Below are 22565 nucleotides of genomic sequence, written 5' to 3'. Positions count from 1 at the left end.
CGCCGCGCGTGGACTCTTAGTCGTCCGGGCGGTCGAAGCGTTGGTGAGCGTGCGCTCTAGCCGGCCTCGGGTGTCTGGCTCACGCGCTGCGCCACGAGTCGACGGCTGGCTTCCTTGAGCATCGCCGTCATGGAGGCCTCCGCTGCGGTCGGCGGAGTGTCGGCCATGCGTGCCAGCAGGATACGTCGTTGCGGTGCTTCGCCTGCGAGGGGGATCACCCGTACGTCATCGCGCAGCACCGTCAAGGCCAGCCTGGGGACGAGTGCGACGCCCATGCCCACGGCGACGATGGCCTGCGCCTCCTGGTAGTCGTTGGCTTCGTAGGCGATGTTCGGCTGGAAGCCGACGTGGTTCCCTGCCCGAACGAGCACCTCGATCATCGGATGCTGCCCGGCCCGGACCACCCAGAGCTCGTCGAGGAGCTCTGACATGTAGACGGACTCCCGCGAGGCCAAGGGGTGAGACGGGGCGACGACGAGGTCCGTGGGGTCATCCAGCAGGTGGATGAGCTCCAATTCGGGCGTGTCCAGGCGAGACCAGTGGTAGTCCCAAAGCAGGCTCAGGGAGATCTCCCGTGTTGTCAGCATCTTGAGCAGTGCGTCGATCCGGACGCTGCGCACCGTCAGATCGACGCCGGGGTGCTCCCTGCGGAAGCGGTTGATCGCGAGGGGAACCAGTGACGCGCCAGCGGTGGGGAACGTGCCCATCGCCAGCGTGCCGGCGCGTAGTCCCGCGATGTCATCCAGGGAGTACTGGAGTGACTTCAGGCGCCCCCGGATCTGCTCGGCGTGCTCGACGACCGACTTCCCGGCATCTGTCAAGAAGATGCCGCGACTGTGGCGTTGGAGCAGTGGTTGCCCAGCTTCTGCTTCCAGTTTTCGGACCTGCTGGGAGATCGCGGAGACCGAGTATCCGAGTGCCTCGGCCGCCAGCGTCATTGTCCCGAAGCGAGCCACGTCGGACAGGAGAAGAATCCGTTCAGAACTCGAAATTTTGATCATGATTTAAGTATAGCTTAACGACTCCTGCACTTATTAGTGATTGCTTAAGTGGAGGGGCGGAGTGAGACTTATTGCATCGCAACTGAAAAGCAGAGTTTCACAGCCAACGAAGGGACCTGAATGCGTATTGCGTCTGTGGTCATGCGCGGAGGTACCAGCAAGGCCCTCTTCTTCCACGAGAGGGACCTTCCGGAGGATCCCGAGTTCCGCGCCAGATTCATCCTCGCGGCGTTCGGCAGCCCCGATCCGTATCGGCGCCAGATCGACGGACTGGGAGGGGCTGTCTCCACGACCAGCAAAGTGGCCGTCATCGGAGACGGCCGGCCCTACGGGGTTGACGTCACCTATGACTTCGGCCAGGTGAGCATCGATCAGCCGTTGGTCGACCGGCGGGGAAACTGCGGGAACATCTCGTCCGCCGTCGGGCCTTTCGCCGTTGACGAGGGCATGGTCGAAGCCACTGATCCCGTGACCAAGGTCCGGTTCCTCAACCTCAATACGAACAAGGTCATCGTCGCCCACGTTCCAACTCGGAACGGTCGGTTCAATCCGAACGGCACCTTCGAGTTGCCGGGGATTCCCGGCACCGGATCCCAGGTCCGGCTCGATTACATGGAGCCAGGAGGGGCGGTCACGGGTAAGCTCCTCCCCACCGGGAACGTGCTCGACGAGCTCGAAGTACCGGAAGTGGGAACCATTCCCGTATCGATCGTCGACGCGGCCAACCCGTTAGTTTTCGTACGGTGGAGCGATCTGGGACTCAGCGGGTTGGAGCTCCCGGCGGAGATCGATGCAGACAGTGAATTGCTTGCCCGTATCGAGTCCATCCGCGCTCATGCGTCGGTCAAGGCGGGCATTGCCGACACTCTGCGCGAAGCAACAGAAGTGACGCCGTCTGTTCCCAAGCTTTCGCTCGTCGGGGCGCCCCGAACCTACGTGGCCAGCAACGGGAGAACGTTCCCCGAGAGCGAGTCCAGTGTCCGCGCGGCAATGATGTCAATGGGCACGACCCACAATTCGTATCCACTGACCGGTGCTATCGCTACTGCCGTAGCGGCAAAGCTGCCGGGCACCCTGGTTCACGATGTCGCACGGCGAGCAGGCGACGAGTTTGTCATCGGTCACCCGGCGGGCTTGCTGGAGATGTCGGCAGATGTCGAGCAGGGGCCGAACGGATGGAAGGTCAACAGCGTCTCGGGATATCGAACAGCCCGCCGCCTGATGGAGGGGCACGTTCTGGTGCCGGACGAGCGGCTCGGAGTCTGACGTGGGTTCACTGGCGGTCGATGCCGCGGTGGGCCCGAGCGGCGGTCTCGAGGCAGAGAGAGTGCGCGGAGAAAACAAGGAGGAGATTGTGTGAAGAAGCTAAAGAGGAAGAATCCAGCGGCGGTCCTCGGCGCCGCAGTCGCTACGGCGCTGCTGCTCAGCGCCTGCGGCGGGCCCGATCAGGGTGACCGGGACATGGGTGACGGAGAAGTCCCCTCGAGCGTCAAGCTGGTGGTCCCGTACGCTGCCGGTGGCGGAACCGATACGTGGGCGCGGTTCATGGCTCCCTACCTTGAGAGCCACGTTGAAGGCGAGCCGCGGGTGCTGGTTGAGAACGTGCCGGGCGGAGAGTCAGTTACAGGCTCCAACGAGTTCGTTCACAGCGGCGGCGCAAACGGCGAATCGTTGCTGGTCACGTCTGGGACTACGTATTTCCAGGCGCTTCTGGGCCAGTCAGGGGTGGAGTTCGACTTCGCGAAGATGCGACCCCTGATGCTCAACGGCACGGGCGGTGTGGTCTATGTTTCGTCCACCACGGGCATCCAAGACGTGCAGGATCTGGCGGACTACGCCGAGACTCTGACCTACGGCGGAATCAGTGCCACGGGTCTGGACCTCACCTTGCTGCAGGCTATGGACGTGCTCGGTGTCGATGTCGATGCCACTTTCGGATTCGAGGGTCGCGGCCCGGCCCGTCTGGCGCTTGAGCGCGGCGAGGTGAACATGGACTACCAGACGACGTCCGCATATCAGACCCAGGTCGAGCCGCTTGTCGATGAGGGTAAGGCGGTGCCGCTGTTCTCCTTCGGCGTCCTGGAGGATGGCGAAGTGGTACGTGATCCGGCTCTTCCGGATCTGCCCACTCTCGAGGAAGCCTACGAGCAAATCCATGGGGAGGAGCCGAGCGGACAGGGGTACGAAGCCTACCGGGCGTTCCTCGTGCCGGGGTACGTCTACCAGAAGGGCATCTGGGTGAATGAGGATACGCCTGATTCGATCGTCCATGCCTTCCATGCCGCTGCGGGGGCGATCGCCGCAGACGAGGACTTCCAGGAGAAGAGCCACGACATCCTCGGCGGCTATCCGCTGGTCTCCGGAGAGGAAGCGCAAGATGAATTGCGTGAATCCTTCGAAATCTCGGACGAAGTCCGTCAGTACACGTTGGATCTGTTGGAGGAAAAACACGACGTGACAGTCAGTGGGGAGTAGCTTCCATGTTCAAGCAGCGCCGGGCGGGTCCGACCCGCCCGGCGTTTTGCTGGAGGTGTCATTCCCAGTGGGCGGGCCAGACGCGTCGAATTGCGACCGCACTGTTCGCGCCCCTCGTCGTCTTCAACGGCTGGGAAGCGAGATGAGCGGTCGTGCCTGAGAGGTCATCAGGAGCCGACGAGCCATCTTGCGGGCAGAGAATACTGGACGCCGCGATCCTGTTGGGCGGCGGCCTGGCAGGGGGGAGCCTGCTCGCACTCTTGCAAGTACCGGCCGGCGCGCTGATCGGCGCGGTGCTGGGGGCGATGGCCGTCAACAGGCTGGCAGACGTCGTGGTGCGGAGATCGCAAGCGCGTAGTTCTCCCGAGAGCGGCCGCCGGCGCCAGCGGCAACTTCCAGCAATGGTGCGCATCGTCGGGCAGATTCTTCTCGGGGTGCTCGCCGGTGCGCAGTTGGACGGCGAAACTCTCGGCCTCCTGCTTCGAGCTCTGGGTCCGGTGATCGCGGCGGTGCTGGTCATGCTCGGATGCAGTGTCCTGCTGGCGCGATATCTGGTGTGCCGACACCACGTCGATCCCCTGACAGCGGTGATGGCTGTTGCGCCGGGAGGCATCAGCGAGCTGGCCGTCGCAGCCCAGCGTCAGGGGGCCCGAATGCACGTCGTGCTGGCGATTCACATGTTCAGAGTCTTGGTGGTGGTTCTCGTGGTGCTGCCCTTTCTGCTCTTCATCACGGGGGGTTGATCTTGTCGATCGAGTTCTTGCTTCTGGTCGTAGGAGGAGCTTTCGGCGCACTCGTGAGCCGCCTGTTCAGATTGCCGATGTGGCCGATCGTCGGCGCGATTCTGGGGTCCGCGACAACGGGCGTTCTTCTTGACCACGGTCTCCGGCGTCCGGATGGCGTCAGCTTCTTCGCGCAGATCCTAGTCGGCACGGCAGTGGGCGCGTCCGTGCTCCCGGGATTCCTGAGGCAATTGGGGAGGCTGATCGTGCCGGCTCTTCTCGTTGTACTGACCTTGGTCGCCGTTGGAGTCAGCACGGCCCTGGTCCTCAGTCATCTCGACCTGGTCGGCTCGTCCGAGGCACTGCTCGGGATGGTCCCCGGAGGAATCGGGGAGATGGTCGCGGCGGCATCCGCAATGGAAGCTAACAGTGCTCTCGTCGCCGGCATTCACGTCTCGAGACTCCTTGTGAGCCTGTGGATATTGCCCCTGATCGTACGGTGGGCCCAGACCTGGGACAGGCCCCCCGAAAACTAAGCCTCGGTGACCTTGGACGCTTGAATGAAGCATTGCTTAAGGTCCCGTGCAGGATTTCAGCGCTGTCTTAACTCTTCTTCAGTGTCGTCGGTCAACTACTGTTATTCAGGTCACAGTCGGTCGACTGGCTTTCCATTTTCAGTGTTCTGCGGCATTCGTTTCTCGGAAACATCCGCGTTTACAACCATGCGAGGGATTATGCAATCTAAACCAAGGGTCCGGACGGAAGAGGCATCGCGCGCTCCCATGGCCGTGGGCGACGTCGGCTCACAAGTTCTGAGCGCGCATTTCAGCGACGGAGGTGGCTTCTAGAATGTGGGAGGCGGCTCTCAACGCGCTGGGTTCGTTTCTAGACCCCAGCATGATCCTGTTCCTGGTCGTCGGTGTGATCGCGGGTCTAGCCATCGGGGTCATCCCCGGGTTGGGCGGAACCGGTGCGGTCGCCGTTCTTCTGCCGTTCGTCTTCATCCTCGAGCCGGCTCAGGCGATGGCATTGATCATCGGGGCGGTAGCTGTCGTCCATACGTCCGACGCAGTGACATCGATCTTGATAGGCATCCCCGGCTCGGCTGCGGCGGCAACGCTGCTATTGGACGGGCATGAAATGGCGAAGAAGGGCCAAGGAGCCCGTGCTCTTTCGGCGTCCTTCCTTTCCTCCATGGTCGGAGGCCTCATCGGTGTTGTCGCGCTGACGTTCGCCATCCCGATTGCACGGCCTTTGGTGATGATGCTCGGTTCTCCGGAGATCTTCATGCTGACGGTGCTGGGTATCGCCCTGACGGCCATGCTGTCGAAGGGGATGATTCTCAAGGGGTTGATGGCGGGTCTCCTGGGAATTCTCTTGGCGCAAATCGGTGCGGCACCAACGTCACCTGAATACCGGTACACTTTCGGTTCGCTGTTCCTGACCGAAGGGCTGGGCTTGGTCGCCGTGGCCCTCGGTATTTTCGGTGTGGCCGAGGTGATGTCTCTGGTGGCGCGGCAGAAGGCGATCTCCAACGTCGAAAGTATTGGATCCGGATGGGGTCAGGGCGTCAAGGACGTCGTTCGCCATTGGTTCCATGTGGTGCGCGGTGCGGTGACCGGCATCACGATCGGTATCCTGCCGGGCGTCGGGGCTACCGCTGGTGCCTGGATGGCCTATGGGCAGGCGCAGGCGACTGCCCGCGGCGACGACAAGGTCGCGTTCGGCAAGGGCGACCCCCGCGGTGTCATTGCACCATCTAGTGCTGGCAACTCGATCGAGGCGGGCGCGCTGATCCCGACTCTGCTGTTCGGAATTCCCGGCGCTGCGCCCTTCGCGCTGCTGCTCGGCGCGTTGCTCATCTTCGGTATCGAACCGGGACCGCGGATCCTGACCCAGAACCTCGACGTCGTCTACGTGATCGTCTGGTCGTTTGCGATCGCCAGCATCATTGGTGCCGCGTTTTGTTTCGTCCTGGCCAAGCCGCTTGCGAAGTTGAGTTTCATTCGGTTCCCGCTCCTCGCTGCCGCGATCATTCCAATCCTCTTCATGAGCGGATTTCAGGAACCCTTGGAACTCCCGGTCGTCTGGGTCATGCTTCTCGTCGGCATCGTCGGCTGGCTGATGAAGACCTTCGGCGTGCCTCGTGCGCCGTTCCTCATCGGGTTCGTACTGGCCCTCCCACTGGAGCGCTACTACTTCTTGACGTCCAATCTGTACGATTTCGACGAATGGGTCACCCGACCGGCAGTCCTGGTCATGTTCGGCATTCTCATCCTGCCGCTGGTCCTCGACCTGGTGCGGCGTGTTCGGTTCCGGGGCAAGGTTGACGCTGTTGAGGTGGCTCGGGGATTGGCCGGCATGGAAGCGTTGGCTGTCCCGCGGTCCGGGGCGATCTACGTCAGTGCCGGCTTCCTGGTGCTTTTCAGTGGAGGGTTTCTGATGGCCGGCTCCTACAGCGAGGCCGCTGCCTTGTTCCCGAAATTGGCGACGGGTATCGGGGCCGTGCTGAGCTTGATCGCCTTGTGTCTCGATATCGTCAAGTTCCGCAAATACAAGAGGAATGGTCTGCGGCATGACCGCGGAGAGTGGTTGCTGCTGCTGCGCACCGTGGCCGTCGCGTTGCTTTGGATTCTCGCGTTCATTGCGCTCATCTATGTCTTCGGCATGATCGTTGGCACCGTGGTTTTCGTCCCGCTCTTCCTCTGGCTCGTCGCCAAGGCTCGAATGCGTACGATCGTCGTCTACCCGCTGGTGGTCCTGGCCTTTCTGCTAGCGCTCCAGGAGTTCGCGCAGATCGTCATGCCGCGCGGATACATCTACTTGGGGATTTGAGGCCGGGTTGTTTCACCCCTGGTCTGACGGTGGGTAGCACCGCCCTCATTCATGCAGTCGCTCCACGACGGCGCGGGTGGCGGCAGCTGTTCCCCGCGCAGGAGAACCGGTGGGGAGGAGGGTGATGCTACCCGCTGTGAGGGCCCGGTCGACTGCGTTCTCGATGGATGAAGCTGCCGCGAGCTGTCCGGCGTGGCGGAGCAACTGTGCTCCACTGAGGATTTGCGACAGGGGGTTGGCGAGGTCCTTTCCCGCGATTTGCGGGGCGCTGCCATGAATCGGTTCGAAGTAGGCGGAGCGGTGGCCGATATTGCCGGACGGGCACATGCCAAGGCCGCCCACGGTTCCCGCCCCGAGGTCGCTGAGGATGTCGCCGAGAAAGTTCTCCATGACGAGCACGTCGAACCTGTCCGGCTGGGTCACCAGGGCGTGAGCCGCAGCATCGGCGTAGATGTGGTCGGATTCGATGTCGGGGTACTCGGTGGCGATTTCATCGAAGACCTCGCGGAAGAACGCGAAGCTGCGAAGGACGTTGCTCTTGTCCACGCAGGTCACCCGGCTGACACCGTCGCGCGGTGCGCCTTTACGTTGAGAGGCGTAGTCGAATGCGTACCTGACAATGCGCTCCGTGCCTGCTCGGGTGATGAGCAGCTGGTCGGAGGCGGCATAGTGGTTGCGGACACCGGCCCCACGCGAAAGATAGAGGCCTTCGGTGTTCTCGCGGACGATGACGTAGTCGATGGACCCTGGTTCGAACCGCGTCGCGGCTTCCACTCCTCGGCGGAGCTGAATGGGCCGCACATTGGCGAACGTGTCGAGGCCGATGCGGAGGAGGCCGCCGAGAAGGCCGGCTTCCGTACCGTCGGTCTTCCTGACCTCAGGCAGGCCGACCGGGCCTTTGAGGATGCCGTCGGCCGCGCGAAGCCGATCGAGGGCTCCGGGGGAGAGGGCTTCACCGGTTTCACGGTAGAGGCCAGCGCCTGCAGGTTCTTCGGTTGTGTGGAGTTCGACGCCTTGGAGGGAGCATGCGGATTGCATGACTTCGAGGGCGCTCTGCACCAGTTCCGGGCCGATGCCGTCGCCGGGGATGACCTTCACTGCAACGCTTGGAGAGCGTCCCGGGGTCAGGGTCGTATCGGCGTGGTCTGGACTGCGACTCATGGGAGGTCTCCTCACGCGGAACGAGTCAAATAAGGAAGAAATACTGTGTACAAGTGTATACACTAACTGTGTTTGCTCTTTGGAGCGACACTGGCAGCGGACTGGCGCGCGAAAGGAAGATGGAAATGGGCAGCGTGGACAGCTTTGGAGCCAAGGGCGTTTTAGACGTCAGTGGCAAGGAATATGAAATTTTTCGGCTGAATGCCGTTGAAGGCGCCGACAGCCTTCCCTACAGCCTCAAGGTTCTGCTGGAGAACCTGCTGCGCACCGAGGACGGTGCGAACATCACGGCCGATCACGTCCGTGCTTTGGCCGGGTGGGACGAGAACGCCCAGCCGGATACCGAGATCCAGTTCACTCCGGCGCGTGTGATCATGCAGGACTTCACGGGTGTGCCCTGTGTCGTGGATCTGGCGACGATGCGCGAGGCCGTGAAGGAGCTCGGCGGGGACGCGACGCGTGTGAATCCGTTGGCTCCGGCCGAGATGGTCATCGATCACTCGGTGCAGATCGACGCGTTCGGCAATGCCGGTGCGCTCGAGCGGAACATGGAGATCGAGTACCAGCGCAACGGGGAGCGTTACCAGTTCCTGCGTTGGGGTCAGACGGCGTTCGATGACTTCAAGGTCGTCCCGCCGGGGACCGGTATCGTGCACCAGGTCAACATCGAGTATTTGGCGCGGACCGTGATGACCCGCGAGGTTGATGGTGTGCTGCGCGCGTACCCGGATACGTGTGTCGGTACTGATTCGCACACCACGATGGTCAATGGTCTGGGTGTGCTCGGCTGGGGTGTCGGTGGTATCGAGGCTGAGGCCGCGATGCTCGGCCAGCCGGTCTCGATGCTGATCCCGCGCGTGGTCGGGTTCAAGCTCTCCGGTTCCATCCCGGCGGGCGCGACCGCGACGGACGTGGTGCTGACGATCACGGAGATGCTGCGCAAGCACGGCGTCGTGGGCAAGTTCGTCGAGTTCTACGGTGAGGGCGTGGCCGCGGTCCCGCTGGCCAACCGTGCGACCATCGGCAACATGTCCCCGGAGTTCGGTTCCACGGCTGCGATGTTCCCGATCGACGACGTCACGCTGGACTACCTGCGCCTGACGGGTCGTTCCGAGGAGAACGTGGCCTTGGTGGAGGCGTACTCGAAGGAGCAGGGGCTCTGGCACGATCCGTCGCGCGAGCTGCGTTTCTCGGAGTACCTCGAATTGGATCTGTCGACCGTGGTGCCCTCGATCGCCGGCCCGAAGCGTCCGCAGGACCGTATCGAGCTCACGGACGCGAAGGAGCAGTTCCGCAAGGACATCCACAACTACGCCGCCGGCGATGCCGACGCGCTGGGTGTGGGCCGTCCGTCGAAGGCCGTGGATGTGGCGATGGCTGATGGCCGCGAGTTCACGCTGGACCACGGTCTGGTCTCGATCGCGTCGATCACCTCATGCACGAACACGTCCAACCCCTCGGTCATGCTGGCCGCGGCGATCCTCGCGCGCAACGCCGTGGACAAGGGCCTGACCTCGAAGCCGTGGGTCAAGACCTCGGTCGCCCCGGGCTCGAAGGTCGTCACCGACTACTACGAGAAGTCGGGGTTGATGCCGTACCTGGAGAAGCTGGGCTTCTTCGTCGTCGGCTACGGCTGCGCGACGTGCATCGGCAACTCGGGTCCGCTGGATCCGGAGATCTCCGAGGCCATCCAGGCCAACGATCTGGCCGCGACCGCGGTGCTCTCCGGTAACCGCAACTTCGAGGGCCGGATCAACCCGGACGTGAAGATGAACTACCTGGCGTCCCCGCCGCTGGTCATCGCGTACGCGTTGGCCGGGTCGATGGACTTCGACTTCGAGGCCGACGCGCTGGGGCAGGACGCCGAGGGCAATGACGTCTTCCTGCGGGACATCTGGCCGTCCCCGATCGAGGTGGAGGAGGTCATTGCCTCCTCGATCGACGAGGGCATGTTCGCCAAGGGTTACGACGGCGTTTTCGATGGCGACGACCGCTGGAAGGCGCTCGACACGCCGGCCGGCGACACGTTCGAGTGGTCTGAGGATTCCACGTACGTGCGCAAGCCCCCGTACTTCGAGGGTATGAAGGCGCAGCCGGAGGCCGTGGCGGACATCTCCGGGGCCCGCGTGCTGCTGAAGCTGGGTGATTCGGTCACGACCGATCACATCTCCCCGGCTGGTTCTTTCAAGTCGGATACTCCGGCGGGGCGTTACCTGCTGGAGAACGGTGTGGATCGCAAGGACTTCAATTCCTACGGTTCGCGTCGTGGCAACCACGAGGTCATGATCCGCGGTACGTTCGCGAACATCCGCATCAAGAACCAGTTGCTCGACGGCGTCGAGGGCGGGTTCACGCGCGACTTCACGCAGGAGGGTGCACCGCAGTCGTACGTGTATGACGCGGCGCAGAACTACCGCGAGGCCGGCACCCCGCTGGTCGTCCTCGGCGGCAAGGAGTACGGTTCGGGCTCGTCGCGCGACTGGGCTGCGAAGGGCACCGCGCTGCTGGGCGTCAAGGCCGTGATCACGGAGTCGTTCGAGCGGATCCACCGTTCGAACCTGATCGGCATGGGTGTTCTGCCGCTGCAGTTCCCGGCCGGTGAGTCGGCTGACTCGCTGGGCTTGGATGGTACGGAGACGTTCGGTATCGAGGGTGTGACCGCGTTGAATGATGGTTCGACGCCGTCGACGCTGAAGGTGACTGCTGCCAAGCAGGATGGTTCCACGGTGGAGTTCGACGCGGTTGTCCGTATCGATACTCCGGGTGAGGCTGATTACTACCGTAATGGCGGCATCCTGCAGTACGTACTGCGCCAGATCGCCAACTCGTAGCCACGCTGGGCGACCCCTGCCTGGCTTCGGCAGGGCAGCTCGACGATCTACGCGGCGAAGATCCAGCATGGGCAAGTTCATCCTCGTAGACGACGCTCAGCGAGTCACGAGGGATGCTGAGGTCCCCGTCGTGGCGGTCAGGCCGGTCGAACAGTAAACCTGCCCGCCTCTTGCGCATACTGTGTCCCACTGTATACAGTGGAGTACAGAATCGTCGAGGGAGAAAACAATGCAGGTGCACAGCTCGAATAACCGGCCGCAGCAGGCGGACGTCGTTGTCGTGGGCGGAGGGAACGCCGGCTTCTCTGCCGCCCACGCGGCCGCCGAGCGGGGGCGTTCCGTGGTGGTGTTGGAAAAGGGCGACGAAGACACGGCAGGCGGCAACAGCTACTACACGGCTGGCGCCACGCGGATCAGCCATGATGGCTTGGCGGACCTCAGGCCGTTCATCGCGCCAGATGACCGGCATTCGCAAACGGAGGTCCCCCCGTACTCGCCGGAGGAGTACGCCGCCGACCTGGCCAAGGTGACGAATGGCGCCAATGCTTCGGATCTCACGGAAGTTCTGGTCCATGAGAGCAAGGAAGCGGTGAAGTGGCTCAGCGGCCTCGGAGTGAAATACCGCCTGATGTACGAACGCCAGGCGTATCAGCGTCCAGGGGGCGGCTACCTCTTCTGGGGTGGTCTCCATGTCGGCAATGTCGGTGGAGGTGAGGGTCTCATCGCGGATCACACGCGGGTCGCGCGTGAACTGGGAGTCGACGTCCGCTACGGCCACGGCGCCACCGGACTCGTCGTCGAGGACGGCCGCGTGGTCGGCGTCGAATTTGCGACGGAGACGGGCGGAGTCGACTGGATTCGTGCGGAATCGGTGGTCCTGGCGGCTGGCGGATTCGAGGCGAATCCGGAGCTTCGCAAACAGTATTTAGGCGACGGCTGGGAGAACGCGAAGGTGCGCGGCACTCCGTACAACGACGGCGCCATGATTCGGGCGGCGCTCGACATCGGAGCGGTGCCTGGCGGCGACTGGAGCAGCTGCCACAGCGTCCAGTGGGACGCGTTTACAGCAAAGAACGAAAGCAACAGGGAGCTGACCAACCGGCTCACTCGCGGCGGGTACCCGCTGGGAATCATCGTCAACACCGAGGGTCGGCGCTTCTTGGACGAGGGCGCAGATTTTCGCAACTACACCTACGCTAAATACGGCAAGGAGATTCTGCGGCAGCCGGGATCCATCGCGTACCAGATCTTCGATGCGGAGCAACGCTCCTTCCTGCGCAGTGAAGAATACGACATGCCGGGCATTTCGGTCGCTGAGGCCGATACGCTCGACGGGCTCGCTCGGAAGATCGGCATCGACGCCGCAGCGTTGGGTGCGACGGTGCAGGCGTTCAACAAGTCAATCGATCTCAGTATCGCGTGGGACCCGACCGTCAAGGACGGTCGATTGGCCGATGTCGGGCCGCCCAAGAGCAACTGGGCTGCCCCGCTGCAGACAGGGCCGTACTATGCATTCGCAGTGACATGCGGCATTACCTTTACTTTCGGCGGGCTCAAAGCCGACACGCACGGACGAGTCCTCAACAGTGCGGGCGAGTGCATCGGAGGGCTCTACGTTTGCGGGGAAATGCTCGGAGGTTTGTTCAGCGAAAATTATCCCGGGGGGACCGGTTTGGCTGCCGGCATGGTCTTCGGACGTCGAGCCGGCAACTGCGCGTAGGGTGAGACTGTCCTCGTAGTAGGTTGGACAGCCAGATGGCCGCTTCACTGTTGAGGAGAAGGAAATTGTCAGAGCTCACGGGTCACGCCGGACGTGTCGACCGCGAGGCAATTTTTCGCACCCTGCGTGATGAGATTCTCGCGGGGGTCCACCCTCCGGGAACGGCTCTGCGAGAAGTCGGACTCTCCGAGAGATTTGGTGTCTCGCGGACTCCCGTGCGGGAAGCGTTGGGCCGGCTCCAGCACGAAGGTCTTCTTGAGCGTGCCACTCGTGGGCTGCAAGTGCCCCAGGTCGATCCGCAGCAAGTCATCCAGATCTACGATCTTCGGGTCATGCTTGAGGAGGAGGCGGCCGGACAGGCGGCCCGGAACCGCGGGGCCGCGGACATGATGCGGCTGGAAGCGCTCGTGGATCGAGACCGTGGGCTGAGCGATCCGGCCGACCTGACGCGGATCAAAACGAATCTCGAATTCCATGCGACTGTTTGGGCCGCAACGCACAATCGAATCCTCGAGGATCTGCTGGAGCGGTTGTCTACGCATCTGGTCCACACTCCGCATTCGACGCTCTCCGTCGAGGGCAGGTGGGAGGGTTCTCTCGACGAGCACGCTGCACTTGTGCAGGCCATTGCGGAACAACGCTCGGACGACGCGCGGGAGATCGCACGCCATCACATGGAAACGGCACGGTCTCTGAGGCTGGAACTGTTGCGGAAGTCGGCGCTGGACTAGGCGGCGAGGGGACTACCGGCTGTACAGTCCGCTCGCGAAGGCCTTCGAGATCTCCATGAAGGCGCGCGAGATGAAGCAGCTCAACCGGGTTCGGTGTTGGTCAGTGGTGTGTCGACCAGGCGTTCGGCGACGGCGCAGATGAGCGAGACGACTTCATCCCGCGACTTGGTTCCGTTGAGGATGTCCATGACGAGTCCGTCTTCGAGGGCCACCAGTGCGGACGCCAGATCGCGTGGCTCGAGCGCCGGGCGGAAGCTCCCGTTGTCGACGCCGCGCTGGATGATTCGTTCGTAAATCGCAGCTTCTCGCTGGTCCAGGACGCGGTCGGCGTCGTTCATGCTCTCATCGCGCAGGGAGGCCGGCCAGAACTCGTAGAGGACCCGCGAATCGTGGCTGTCCAGCCCGCCCGTGGTCCCGGCGACAATAGCGGCCCGCAAGCCGGCGATGGGGTCAGCGGCTTCTTCGACGGCGCTCTCCACGCGTTCGATGAACGCGTCCGAAGAGGCGAAGACGAGCTCTCGAATGATCTCGCTGACGCCTGCGTAGTAGTAGAGAACAGCTGGTGGCTCCATGCCGGCTTGCGTGGCGATGGCCCGGAGGGTGGTGCCCGCGGCGCCGTCGCGTACGGCTACGGCCTTCGCGGCGCGGAGGATCTCGGCCCGTCGTTCGGCCTGTCTGTTCGGGCGTCCCATCCTGCCATTGTGCCCCATTTCACGTCAGCCCTTGACAGTCGGCGCGGCGGTTGTTTGAATGCTCTTCAGTTATTTGAATCACATTCAAATAAAACGAGGAGCTCTCATCATGACTGAATCTGTCCACCTGTCTACCGCCACGGCGCCGCCCGGCGGCAAGGGCCTGAAACGCAACGCGATCGGGATGATGCGGATCGTCGCGGTCGGCCTCGCCGCCGTCGCACCGGCGTACAGCCTCGCCGTGACCTTGGGATTCGTGGTCGACTCGGTGGGAGTCCACGCCCCCGCGGCGTTTCTCCTGGGGTTCATCCCCATCCTGTTCACCGCGTTCGCCTTCCGTGACCTGAACCGCGCGATGCCCGACTGCGGCGGTGTGTTCGTCTGGATCTCCCGCGCCTTGGGTCCGGGGGCCGGCTGGTTCTTCGGAGGGTGGGTTCCCCAGGTCGCCACGTTCATCGCGACGGCGGCTCTGGCCCAAGTCGCGACAATCTACCTCCTGAGCGCTGCCGGCTTGGAGACCATCGCCTCCAACCCGGCAATGACCATCAGCATCGCAATCGTCCTCATCGCAGTCAGCGCCGCTGTGGCCGTCCGCGGAATCGAAGTCGCCTCCTGGGTGCAGTATGCGCTGATCGCACTCCAGATCGTCGCCATCGGCGGATTCTGTCTCGGCGTCATGATCGCGATCACCAGTGGCACAGCGCCAGCCAGTGCTGAGCCCGTGCGACTGGACTGGTTCAACCCGCTGAGCGCGGATCCGGCTGGTCTGGTGGCTGGAGTCGTCCTGGCGCTGTTCATCTACTGGGGATGGGATGCGCTGATCGCAGTCAATGAGGAGACCACCCATCGCTCCCGCACGCCGGGCCGAGCGGCAATCGTCTCCACGGTCATCCTGCTGGTGCTCTACGTGTTCGCTTCTGTCGCCGCGCTGGCCTACGGCGGCGTCGATCTCATCACGTCCGACGACGTTGTCGAAGACGTCCTCTCCGTCATCGGCCCGATGGCCACCGGCGACCTCTTCGGGCGAGTCATCACCCTGGCGGTTGGGCTGTCCGCACTGTCGGCGCTGTTCACAGTAGCCATGTCGACGCCGCGTTTTTGGCTCAGCATGGCAACCTACCGGGCCCTGCCGGGTGCCATCGCCGCCGTCGAACCGAAGCGGAGCACTCCGCGTACCGCGACGATCTGGTGGGCGGGCCTTAGTATCGCGACCCTTGTTGTCCTCACTCTCATCTCACCTGACTTCGTCGGGCTGGCGGTGCTCTCGATCGGGCTCATGGTGGCGGTGTACTACGCGGCCACGGCCATCGCGGCGATCGTCTACTTCCGACCAGCGATGCGGAACCCCGGGACGTTCGTCCTCGCCGGAGTTCTGCCGGGCCTCGGCGCGATCCTCATGCTCTTCGTCTTCGTCGTCAGTGCCGTTGAGATGGCCCGGCCTGAGTACGTGGGAGCCTCCTGGCTCGGAGTCGGCACCGTTTTCTGGATAGGAGTGGGTGCGCTTGCCCTCGGTGCCGTCATCACCGTGGCAGTTCGCCGGTTCCTTCCGGACTTTTTCGGCCGCCGCACCATCCCCACCGGCAACGCCGACAGCACCGACTTCCACGTCCTCGACCCTGCAGAATAAAGGATTCATCCATGCGCAACCTCAAACTGGCAGCGATCCAGACCAGCCCCGTCGCCGGCGACATCGATGCGACACTCGCTAGGTTCGAAATCCAGCTTCGGAGTCTCGTCGAGATGAAGCCGGGGCTCGACCTCGTCGTGGCACCCGAACTGCTGCTCGGCGCGCCCAAGGCGATGTTGGAACCGGATCCCGATTTCAACGAACGCGCCGCGACGACGATTCCCGGCCCTGTCACGGATCGGCTCGGCGTCCTCGCGCAGGAGCTGGGCATCTGGCTGGTCCCGGGCTCCCTCGTGGAGCGCCACGACGGGCACCTGTACAACACGGCGATTGCGATCGATCCGACCGGCAGCATTGTTGCTCGATACCGGAAGATCTTCCCGTGGCGGCCGTACGAGACTCTCGACGCCGGCAGCACGTTCACGACCTTCGACATCGAAGGAATCGGGCGCATCGGCTTGGCGATCTGCTACGACGGCAGCTTTCCCGAGGTGGCCAGGCAGCTGGCGTGGATGGGGGCCGAGGTCATCATCCAACCCACGCTGACCACGACGCGGGACCGGGAAATGGAGCTCGTCATGGCACGGGCCAACGCGTTCACCAACCAGGTTTTCATCGTCAATCTCAACGGTTCTGCACCCTGCGGCGTCGGCGAAAGCGTGCTGGTTGATCCGGAGGGCACGATCATGCAGCGCGCGGGCGCCACTGATGAGGTCCTCTTCGGCGTGCTGGATCTGGATCATGTGGCCCGCGTTCGCGAGCACGGAACCCACGGGATCAATCGACCGTGGGAAGAACTCGCAGGTCACTGCGGGGGGCTTGAATTCCCGATGTACGGCGGAGCCAGGATGCTTCCGCCGCGCTTCCGGGGCGAAGGCTGAGCGTTAGAGTGAAGTGACCCGCTTCTGGCAGGGACTCACAACGGGAGAGGCACGATGGCGATCGATTTCGACGATGAGCGCAACAAGGGTACCTATGCCACCCGGGAGGCGGATCGTGGCTGGGTGGAGTTCGTCCGCCAGCACGTCGATCTGGGCGGTGCGCGCGTCGCAGACGTCGGCTGCGGCGGAGGGATCTACTCGTTGGCGATGCTCGACGCCGGCGCAGGGCACGTCGTCGGAATCGACGGCTCCGCCGCGATGGTCGCCGGCGCGAAGACGCACGCGGGTGAGCGGGACCGGCTGGAGTTCGAGGTGGGCGACGCCGCCGCGACGGGCCGATTGGACGCAGAGTTCGACCTCGTCCTGCAGCGGGCGCTGATCCACCACGTGCCGGATCTGGACGCGGTTTTCGCCGAGGCGCGGCGCATCCTGCGGCCCGGCGGCATGCTCATCGTGCAGGACCGCACGATGGAGGATGTCCGCCGACCGGGTGGCCCCGAGCACTTGCGGGGCTACTTCTTCGAGCGGTTCCCGCGGCTGCTCGACGTCGAAGCGGCCCGCCGGCCCACCGCGGGACGAATCGGCGGAGCGTTGGCCGGAGCCGGCTTCGAGCCGGGGGAACCGCACACGTTCGATGAGCCGCGCAGGACGTACGCGTCGCCGGCGGAGATCGAAGTAGACATCGTCTCGCGGGCGGGACGCTCGATCCTGCACGAGCTCGACGACGACGAGCTGGCGGACCTGGCCGCCTACATCGTGGAGCGCCTACCGCAGGGAGGGGCGATCCGCGAGGAGGACCGCTGGACGCTCTGGGTGGCGCGCGCCGTCTAACCCTGCATGGCTTCCGGGTCCATCCAGGCGAGCTCCCAGACGTGGCCGTCCGGATCGGCGAAGGCGCCCTGGTACATCCCCGGGAACGGCGCGTTCGCCTGCCGGTAGGTGGAGCCGCCGTTCGCCGCGGCCAGGGACATCAGCTGATCGACCTCCTCGGTGGACTCGCAGGACAGGGCGTTGAGGACCTCGCGGTCCCCGCCGGCGCCCGGCAGGTGGGGCGCGTCGGTCCCGACGAGGAACGTCGCGAAGAAGTTCCGCGCGAGCACCATGACGGTGATCGATTCCGAAATGACCCAGCTCGAGGCGTTCTCGTCGGAGAACTGCTCGTTCTTGGTGAATCCGAGCGCACCGTAGAAGGCGTCCGCAGCGGCCAGATCATCGGTGGGCAGATTGACGAAGATCATTCGACTCATGAGGCCAACTATGACACCGCGCGCCGCGCTTGACTAGACCCCGGAGGCGCTCTGGCCGGGCGGCGTCGGCGGGCATAGACTGCAGAGCAGGCATGTGATGCGCGCCACGCGCCGAGTCCCGCCGTCGGCGTGGACTGACGGCGTCAGGATCGAGCCGGCCCGCGGCGCACGAATCCGAGAGGAACGCGATGGGGATGACGACGCCGGCACAGCCTGCGCTCCAGCGCTCGGCCCGCGCCGCGCACGGCGTCCTGGGTGACGTCGGAGCCGGCAGCGCCTTCGATCTCCTCCGGCCGGTGGTCGGCGACTCGTGGCGCCGGTCGCTCGGATTCCTGGCCCCGGGGCGGATCGAACCGCCCGTCGCCCTGGCCTCCGGCGACCTCGCCGCCTACCTTCGAGACCATCCGCTCTCCGCGGTGCTCCCCGTCATCACGCGCCTGCTCGTTGAGCCGGCGCGCGACACCGGTCTGCTCGTGGCGGTCGGGGATGCGGACGGCCGACTGCTGTGGGTCGAGGGCGACGACGACGCCGTCCGCCGCGCCGAGGCCATGGCCTTCGTTCCGGGAGCCGACTGGTCCGAACGCGCCGTCGGCACGTCGGCGCCGGGAACCGCCCTGGCCACGGGCCGCGGCGTCCAGGTCAGCGGGGCGGAGCACTTCAGCGAGATCGCGCACCGGTTCAGCTGCACGGCGGCGCCGATCCACGGCCCGGACGGGCGCCTGCTCGGCGTCGTCGACATCACGGGCGGGCCGGAGGCCGTCGCCGTCCACTCCCTGAGCCTCGTGAGCGCCGCCGTGGCCGCTGCCGAGGCCGAACTTCGCTTCGCGGCGTTCCGCGGGGACGTGCCGCGCCCGGCTCCCGCGTCGCGCAGCCGCACGACGCCGGCCAAGGCGCCGACCCTGAGCGCGCTCGGGCGCGACGACGTCGAACTCGCGTGCGGCACCGGAACGCTGACGCTGACGGGACGGCACGCGGAGATCGCCACCCTTCTGGCATGGCACCAGTCGTCGAAGCATCACAGTAGGCATCCGGGAGGCGGGCTCAGCGCGGAGGCGCTGGCGGTCGCGCTGTTGGGCGAGGATGCGCGGACCGTGACCCTGCGCGCCGAGATCGCGCGGCTGCGCCACGTGCTGCGGGACGCCGGCTTCGGTCTCGAGTTGGCGTCCCGGCCCTACCGGCTCGAACCGGCCCCCGGGTGCGATGCCCGGAGCGTGCTCGACCTTGTCGGGCAGGGCCGGTACCGGCAGGCCCTCGCCCTGTATCACGGGCTCCTCCTGCCCCGTTCGGACGCGCCCGGGATCCGGGCGATCAGGGGCGAGGTCTCCGGTGCCCTGCGCGAGGCGATGCTCGCCGACGCCGGGCCCGAGGTCCTCACCGACTATCTGGAGCTGCCCGAGGCCGCCGAGGACGTCGACGCGCTGGTCACGGCGCTGCGGATCCTGCCGCCGCGTTCGCCGCGCCGCGCCGTCGTGCTCTCCCGTCTGGACCGGCTCGACGCGCAGCATCGCCGCTGACGCGCCGGGCCCCGGCACGATGCAACGCCGGTGCAACGTTTCCGGGCGTAGCTTCGGCAGGACAAGCACGCGAGGCCGGTCGACGCAGACCGGCGGGCACGCCGACGAAGGAGTCAGCCATGACCGTCTACGCCAATCCGGGAACCGAAGGATCGCTCATCACCTTCAAGAACCGCTACGACCACTACATCGGCGGCGAGTGGAAGGCGCCCGTGAAGGGGGAGTACTTCGAGAACGTCACTCCGGTTACCGGCCGGGGATTCTGCGAGGTAGGCCGCGGCACGGCCGAGGACATCGAGGCCGCGCTCGACGCCGCGCACGCCGCGGCACCGGCCTGGGGGCGGACGAGCCCGGCCGAGCGCGCGGTGATCCTCAACAAGATCGCCGACCGGATCGAGGACAACCTCGAGATGCTCGCCGTCGCCGAGACCTGGGACAACGGCAAAGCCGTCCGCGAAACCCTCAACGCCGACCTGCCGCTGGCGGTGGATCACTTCCGCTACTTCGCCGGAGCCATCCGGGCGCAGGAGGGCACCCTCTCGCAGCTCGACGACGACACGACCGCCTACCACTTCCACGAGCCGCTCGGCGTGGTCGGGCAGATCATCCCCTGGAACTTCCCGATCCTCATGGCCGTGTGGAAGCTCGCTCCCGCGCTCGCCGCGGGCAACGCCGTCGTGCTCAAGCCCGCCGAGCAGACCCCCGTCTCGATCCTGGTCCTGATGGAGCTGATCGGCGACCTGCTCCCGCCCGGCGTGCTGAACGTCGTCAACGGCTTCGGCGCCGAGGCCGGCAAGCCGCTGGCCTCGAACAAGCGCATCCGCAAGATCGCGTTCACCGGCGAGACCACGACCGGGCGGCTGATCATGCAGTACGCCTCGGAGAACTTGATCCCGGTGACGCTCGAGCTCGGCGGCAAGAGCCCGAACATCTTCTTCGAGGACATCGCCGCCGAGGACGACGCCTTCTACGACAAGGCCCAGGAGGGCTTCGCGCTGTTCGCCCTGAACCAGGGAGAGGTGTGCACGTGTCCGTCCCGGGCCCTGGTCCAGGACTCGATCTACGACCGCTTCATGGGCGACGTCGTGGCCCGGACGCAGGCGATCAAGCAGGGCAACCCGCTGGACACGGACACGATGATGGGCGCGCAGGCCTCCAACGACCAGCTCGAGAAGATCCTCTCTTACCTGGACATCGGCCGGCAGGAGGGGGCCGAGGTTCTCACCGGCGGCGCGCGGGCCGACCTCGGCGGCGATCTGAGTGGCGGCTACTACGTGCAGCCGACCATCTTCGCCGGCGACAACTCGATGCGCATCTTCCAGGAGGAGATCTTCGGGCCCGTCGTCTCGGTCGCCCGGTTCAAGGACTACGACGACGCGATCTCGATCGCCAACGACACCCTGTACGGCCTCGGCGCCGGCGTCTGGAGCCGCAACGGCAACACCGCCTACCGTGCCGGGCGGGCCATCCAGGCCGGACGCGTCTGGGTCAACCAGTACCACGCCTACCCCGCGCACTCGGCGTTCGGCGGGTACAAGTCCTCCGGTATCGGACGCGAGAACCACCTGATGATGCTCGACCACTACCAGCAGACGAAGAACCTCCTGGTCAGCTACAACGAGAACAAGCTCGGGTTCTTCTAAACCGTGTCACCTCACCGCCCGGCCACCCTCGTCAGGAGAACACTATGAGCACCATGAAAGCAGCCGTCGTCACGGCTTTCGGCCAGCCGCTCGACATCAAGCAGCAAGAAGTTCCGCAGCCCGGGCCCGGCCAGGTGCTGGTCAAGCTGATCGCCTCGGGCGTCTGCCACACGGACCTGCATGCCGCTCAAGGCGACTGGCCCGTCAAGCCAGCACCGCCGTTCATCCCGGGGCACGAAGGAGTCGGCACCGTCGTCGCCCTCGGCCCCGGCGTGGAGGATCCGGCCGTGGGTGACATCGTCGGAAACGCCTGGCTGGCCAACGCGTGCGGCGCCTGCGAATTCTGCCGCACCGGCTGGGAGACGTTGTGCGAGGAGCAGCAGAACGGCGGATATTCCGTCGACGGATCCTTCGGCGAGTACATGGTGGTTGAGGCGGCTTTCGCGGTTCGCATCCCCGCGGGGGCGGACCTCTGTGAAATCGCGCCGGTGCTCTGCGCTGGTGTCACCGTCTACAAGGGGTTGAAGGTCACCGAGGCCAAGCCGGGTCAGTGGGTGGTGATTTCGGGTATCGGCGGACTGGGCCATCTCGCGGTCCAATACGCCGTGGCCATGGGGTTGAGGGTCGCTGCCGTGGACGTCACCGATGACAAGCTCGCGCTCGCCCGCCAGCACGGTGCCGAGGTCACGGTCAACGCTTTCGCACAGGATCCGGTGGCTGCCATCGAAGAGGCGACGGGTGGCGCGCACGGCGTGCTGGTGACCGCCGTCCACCCGGACGCGTTCGGCCAGGCCATCGGCATGGCACGGCGAGGCGGGACGATCGTCTTCAACGGGTTGCCGCCGGGGAACTTTCCGGCGCCGATCTTCGACATCGTGCTCAAAGGACTGACCATCCGCGGTTCCATCGTCGGGACCAGGCAGGACATGGAGGAGGCCCTGGACTTCTACGCCCGTGGCCTCATTCACCCCACCTACAGCCAGCGCCCGTTGGAGGATGTCAACGCGATCTTCGACGAGATGCGACACGCAAAAATCGACGGCCGCATGGTCATCGAATACGACGCCGGCTAGGCGGCAGCAATGGAACGAGCACTTGAAGCCAGGCCGCGCGTCGACGGCGAGGAGTTCTCCCGGGTGGCGCTGACCGCCGAGGCGATGGACCTGTTGCGGCAGCTGTGGGGCCGCCACGGGCCTCTCATGTTCCACCAGTCCGGCGGCTGCTGCGACGGGTCGTCCCCCATGTGCTACCCGGCCGGGGACTTCAAGACCGGCGACGCCGACGTCCTGCTGGGCACGTTCGACATGAATGACGTGCAGGGGGAGCCGCTCGGCGGGATCGACTTCTGGATGTCCGTCGAGCAGTTCGCCTACTGGAAGCACACGCATCTGACGGTGGACGTGGTCGACGGCCGCGGGTCCGGATTCTCGGTGGAGGCCCCGGAGGGCAAGCGATTCCTTATCCGCAGCGAGCTCATGGGCTGAG

19 protein-coding genes are annotated in these 22565 nt (G+C 65.0%); 15 read left to right on the top strand and 4 right to left on the bottom strand.

Annotated elements, in window-relative coordinates; translation table 11 throughout:
- Positions 1–56 precede the first annotated feature (56 nt).
- A complete protein-coding gene (locus EV380_RS13030; protein ID WP_102157614.1) occupies positions 57–1001 on the bottom strand; it encodes a LysR family transcriptional regulator in 945 nt (314 codons plus the stop codon).
- A gap of 120 nt (positions 1002–1121) precedes the next feature.
- Here EV380_RS13030 and EV380_RS13025 point away from each other — a divergent pair, with 120 nt between their 5' ends.
- The 5 genes from EV380_RS13025 to EV380_RS13005 all read left to right on the top strand — a co-directional run bounded on the left by EV380_RS13025 (position 1122) and on the right by EV380_RS13005 (position 7033).
- Positions 1122–2267 carry a 2-methylaconitate cis-trans isomerase PrpF family protein gene (locus EV380_RS13025; RefSeq protein ID WP_102157613.1) on the top strand — a complete coding sequence of 382 codons (1146 nt, stop codon included), beginning with the start codon at positions 1122–1124 and terminating at the stop codon, positions 2265–2267.
- A 90-nt stretch (positions 2268–2357) separates the two neighbouring features.
- Positions 2358–3476, top strand: coding sequence for a Bug family tripartite tricarboxylate transporter substrate binding protein (locus EV380_RS13020; protein WP_102157612.1), 1119 nt, complete (start codon positions 2358–2360; stop codon positions 3474–3476).
- Positions 3477–3628: 152 nt separating this feature from the next.
- Complete coding sequence (locus EV380_RS13015; RefSeq protein WP_130451510.1) at positions 3629–4219, top strand: AbrB family transcriptional regulator; 591 nt, start codon at positions 3629–3631, stop codon at positions 4217–4219.
- Positions 4220–4221: 2 nt separating this feature from the next.
- Entirely contained in the window at positions 4222–4734 is a 513-nt protein-coding gene (locus EV380_RS13010; protein WP_165391962.1) for an AbrB family transcriptional regulator, read from the top strand.
- Positions 4735–5095: 361 nt separating this feature from the next.
- Positions 5096–7033 (top strand): tripartite tricarboxylate transporter permease, encoded by a 1938-nt coding sequence (locus tag EV380_RS13005; RefSeq protein WP_242607616.1) that lies wholly within the window; start codon positions 5096–5098, stop codon positions 7031–7033.
- Positions 7034–7078: 45 nt separating this feature from the next.
- On the opposite strand, the gene EV380_RS13000 is transcribed toward EV380_RS13005, so the two are convergent.
- Positions 7079–8194, bottom strand: a complete 1116-nt coding sequence (locus tag EV380_RS13000) for an isocitrate/isopropylmalate dehydrogenase family protein (protein WP_130451508.1) — start codon at positions 8192–8194, stop codon at positions 7079–7081.
- Between the two features lie 125 nt (positions 8195–8319).
- Between EV380_RS13000 and acnA the strand changes: the two genes are divergently transcribed.
- The 3 genes from acnA to EV380_RS12985 all read left to right on the top strand — a co-directional run bounded on the left by acnA (position 8320) and on the right by EV380_RS12985 (position 13476).
- Positions 8320–11025, top strand: a complete 2706-nt coding sequence (acnA, locus tag EV380_RS12995) for an aconitate hydratase AcnA (protein WP_130451507.1) — start codon at positions 8320–8322, stop codon at positions 11023–11025.
- Between the two features lie 229 nt (positions 11026–11254).
- Positions 11255–12745 (top strand): FAD-dependent tricarballylate dehydrogenase TcuA, encoded by a 1491-nt coding sequence (gene tcuA / locus EV380_RS12990; RefSeq protein ID WP_130451506.1) that lies wholly within the window; start codon positions 11255–11257, stop codon positions 12743–12745.
- Between the two features lie 65 nt (positions 12746–12810).
- Entirely contained in the window at positions 12811–13476 is a 666-nt protein-coding gene (locus EV380_RS12985) for a GntR family transcriptional regulator (RefSeq protein ID WP_242607615.1), read from the top strand.
- A gap of 80 nt (positions 13477–13556) precedes the next feature.
- Here the strand turns inward: EV380_RS12985 and EV380_RS12980 are convergent, their stop codons facing one another.
- Positions 13557–14168, bottom strand: coding sequence for a TetR/AcrR family transcriptional regulator (locus EV380_RS12980; protein ID WP_165391961.1), 612 nt, complete (start codon positions 14166–14168; stop codon positions 13557–13559).
- A gap of 109 nt (positions 14169–14277) precedes the next feature.
- Between EV380_RS12980 and EV380_RS12975 the strand changes: the two genes are divergently transcribed.
- From EV380_RS12975 to EV380_RS12965, 3 genes are read left to right on the top strand one after another with little or no spacing between them, the layout of a single operon-like run.
- Complete coding sequence (locus tag EV380_RS12975) at positions 14278–15795, top strand: APC family permease (protein WP_130451504.1); 1518 nt, start codon at positions 14278–14280, stop codon at positions 15793–15795.
- A gap of 11 nt (positions 15796–15806) precedes the next feature.
- On the top strand, positions 15807–16676 hold the full coding sequence (locus EV380_RS12970) for a carbon-nitrogen hydrolase family protein (RefSeq protein ID WP_102159813.1): 870 nt from the start codon (positions 15807–15809) through the stop codon (positions 16674–16676).
- 54 nt (positions 16677–16730) lie between these two features.
- Positions 16731–17507 (top strand): class I SAM-dependent methyltransferase, encoded by a 777-nt coding sequence (locus tag EV380_RS12965; RefSeq protein ID WP_130451503.1) that lies wholly within the window; start codon positions 16731–16733, stop codon positions 17505–17507.
- Here EV380_RS12965 and EV380_RS12960 read toward each other — a convergent pair.
- Positions 17504–17923, bottom strand: coding sequence for a VOC family protein (locus EV380_RS12960; protein ID WP_102159809.1), 420 nt, complete (start codon positions 17921–17923; stop codon positions 17504–17506). The two genes, EV380_RS12965 and EV380_RS12960, sit on opposite strands and share 4 nt — an antisense overlap.
- Before the next feature lie 194 nt (positions 17924–18117).
- On the opposite strand from EV380_RS12960, the gene EV380_RS12955 reads away from it, so the two are divergent.
- The 4 genes from EV380_RS12955 (at position 18118) to EV380_RS12940 (ending at position 22564) form a co-directional block, all read left to right on the top strand.
- Positions 18118–19437, top strand: coding sequence for a helix-turn-helix domain-containing protein (locus tag EV380_RS12955; protein WP_130451502.1), 1320 nt, complete (start codon positions 18118–18120; stop codon positions 19435–19437).
- Between the two features lie 119 nt (positions 19438–19556).
- Entirely contained in the window at positions 19557–21080 is a 1524-nt protein-coding gene (gene adh / locus EV380_RS12950) for an aldehyde dehydrogenase (protein WP_130451501.1), read from the top strand.
- Positions 21081–21133: 53 nt separating this feature from the next.
- Positions 21134–22153, top strand: coding sequence for an alcohol dehydrogenase AdhP (gene adhP / locus EV380_RS12945; protein WP_130452231.1), 1020 nt, complete (start codon positions 21134–21136; stop codon positions 22151–22153).
- Between the two features lie 9 nt (positions 22154–22162).
- Positions 22163–22564, top strand: a complete 402-nt coding sequence (locus EV380_RS12940; RefSeq protein ID WP_130451500.1) for a DUF779 domain-containing protein — start codon at positions 22163–22165, stop codon at positions 22562–22564.
- The last annotated feature ends 1 nt before the right edge of the window (position 22565 follow it).

The organism is Zhihengliuella halotolerans (assembly GCF_004217565.1).
Lineage (GTDB): Bacteria > Actinomycetota > Actinomycetes > Actinomycetales > Micrococcaceae > Zhihengliuella > Zhihengliuella halotolerans.
The sequence above is the reverse complement of the archived record's forward strand: the minus strand, read 5'-3'. Positions and strand labels throughout refer to the sequence as shown.

What these genes read in the sequence shown, in the direction of transcription:
- tcuA (WP_130451506.1), top strand. Translation starts at nt 11,255, where the DNA reads ATGCAGGTGCACAGCTCGAATAACCGGCCGCAGCAGGCGGACGTCGTT.
- EV380_RS13030 (WP_102157614.1), bottom strand. Translation starts at nt 1,001, where the DNA reads ATGATCAAAATTTCGAGTTCTGAACGGATTCTTCTCCTGTCCGACGTG.
- acnA (WP_130451507.1), top strand. Translation starts at nt 8,320, where the DNA reads ATGGGCAGCGTGGACAGCTTTGGAGCCAAGGGCGTTTTAGACGTCAGT.
- EV380_RS12960 (WP_102159809.1), bottom strand. Translation starts at nt 17,923, where the DNA reads ATGAGTCGAATGATCTTCGTCAATCTGCCCACCGATGATCTGGCCGCT.
- EV380_RS13000 (WP_130451508.1), bottom strand. Translation starts at nt 8,194, where the DNA reads ATGAGTCGCAGTCCAGACCACGCCGATACGACCCTGACCCCGGGACGC.
- EV380_RS12955 (WP_130451502.1), top strand. Translation starts at nt 18,118, where the DNA reads ATGACGACGCCGGCACAGCCTGCGCTCCAGCGCTCGGCCCGCGCCGCG.
- EV380_RS12975 (WP_130451504.1), top strand. Translation starts at nt 14,278, where the DNA reads ATGACTGAATCTGTCCACCTGTCTACCGCCACGGCGCCGCCCGGCGGC.
- EV380_RS12965 (WP_130451503.1), top strand. Translation starts at nt 16,731, where the DNA reads ATGGCGATCGATTTCGACGATGAGCGCAACAAGGGTACCTATGCCACC.
- EV380_RS12970 (WP_102159813.1), top strand. Translation starts at nt 15,807, where the DNA reads ATGCGCAACCTCAAACTGGCAGCGATCCAGACCAGCCCCGTCGCCGGC.
- adhP (WP_130452231.1), top strand. Translation starts at nt 21,134, where the DNA reads ATGAAAGCAGCCGTCGTCACGGCTTTCGGCCAGCCGCTCGACATCAAG.
- EV380_RS13005 (WP_242607616.1), top strand. Translation starts at nt 5,096, where the DNA reads ATGATCCTGTTCCTGGTCGTCGGTGTGATCGCGGGTCTAGCCATCGGG.
- EV380_RS13025 (WP_102157613.1), top strand. Translation starts at nt 1,122, where the DNA reads ATGCGTATTGCGTCTGTGGTCATGCGCGGAGGTACCAGCAAGGCCCTC.
- adh (WP_130451501.1), top strand. Translation starts at nt 19,557, where the DNA reads ATGACCGTCTACGCCAATCCGGGAACCGAAGGATCGCTCATCACCTTC.
- EV380_RS12940 (WP_130451500.1), top strand. Translation starts at nt 22,163, where the DNA reads ATGGAACGAGCACTTGAAGCCAGGCCGCGCGTCGACGGCGAGGAGTTC.
- EV380_RS12980 (WP_165391961.1), bottom strand. Translation starts at nt 14,168, where the DNA reads ATGGGACGCCCGAACAGACAGGCCGAACGACGGGCCGAGATCCTCCGC.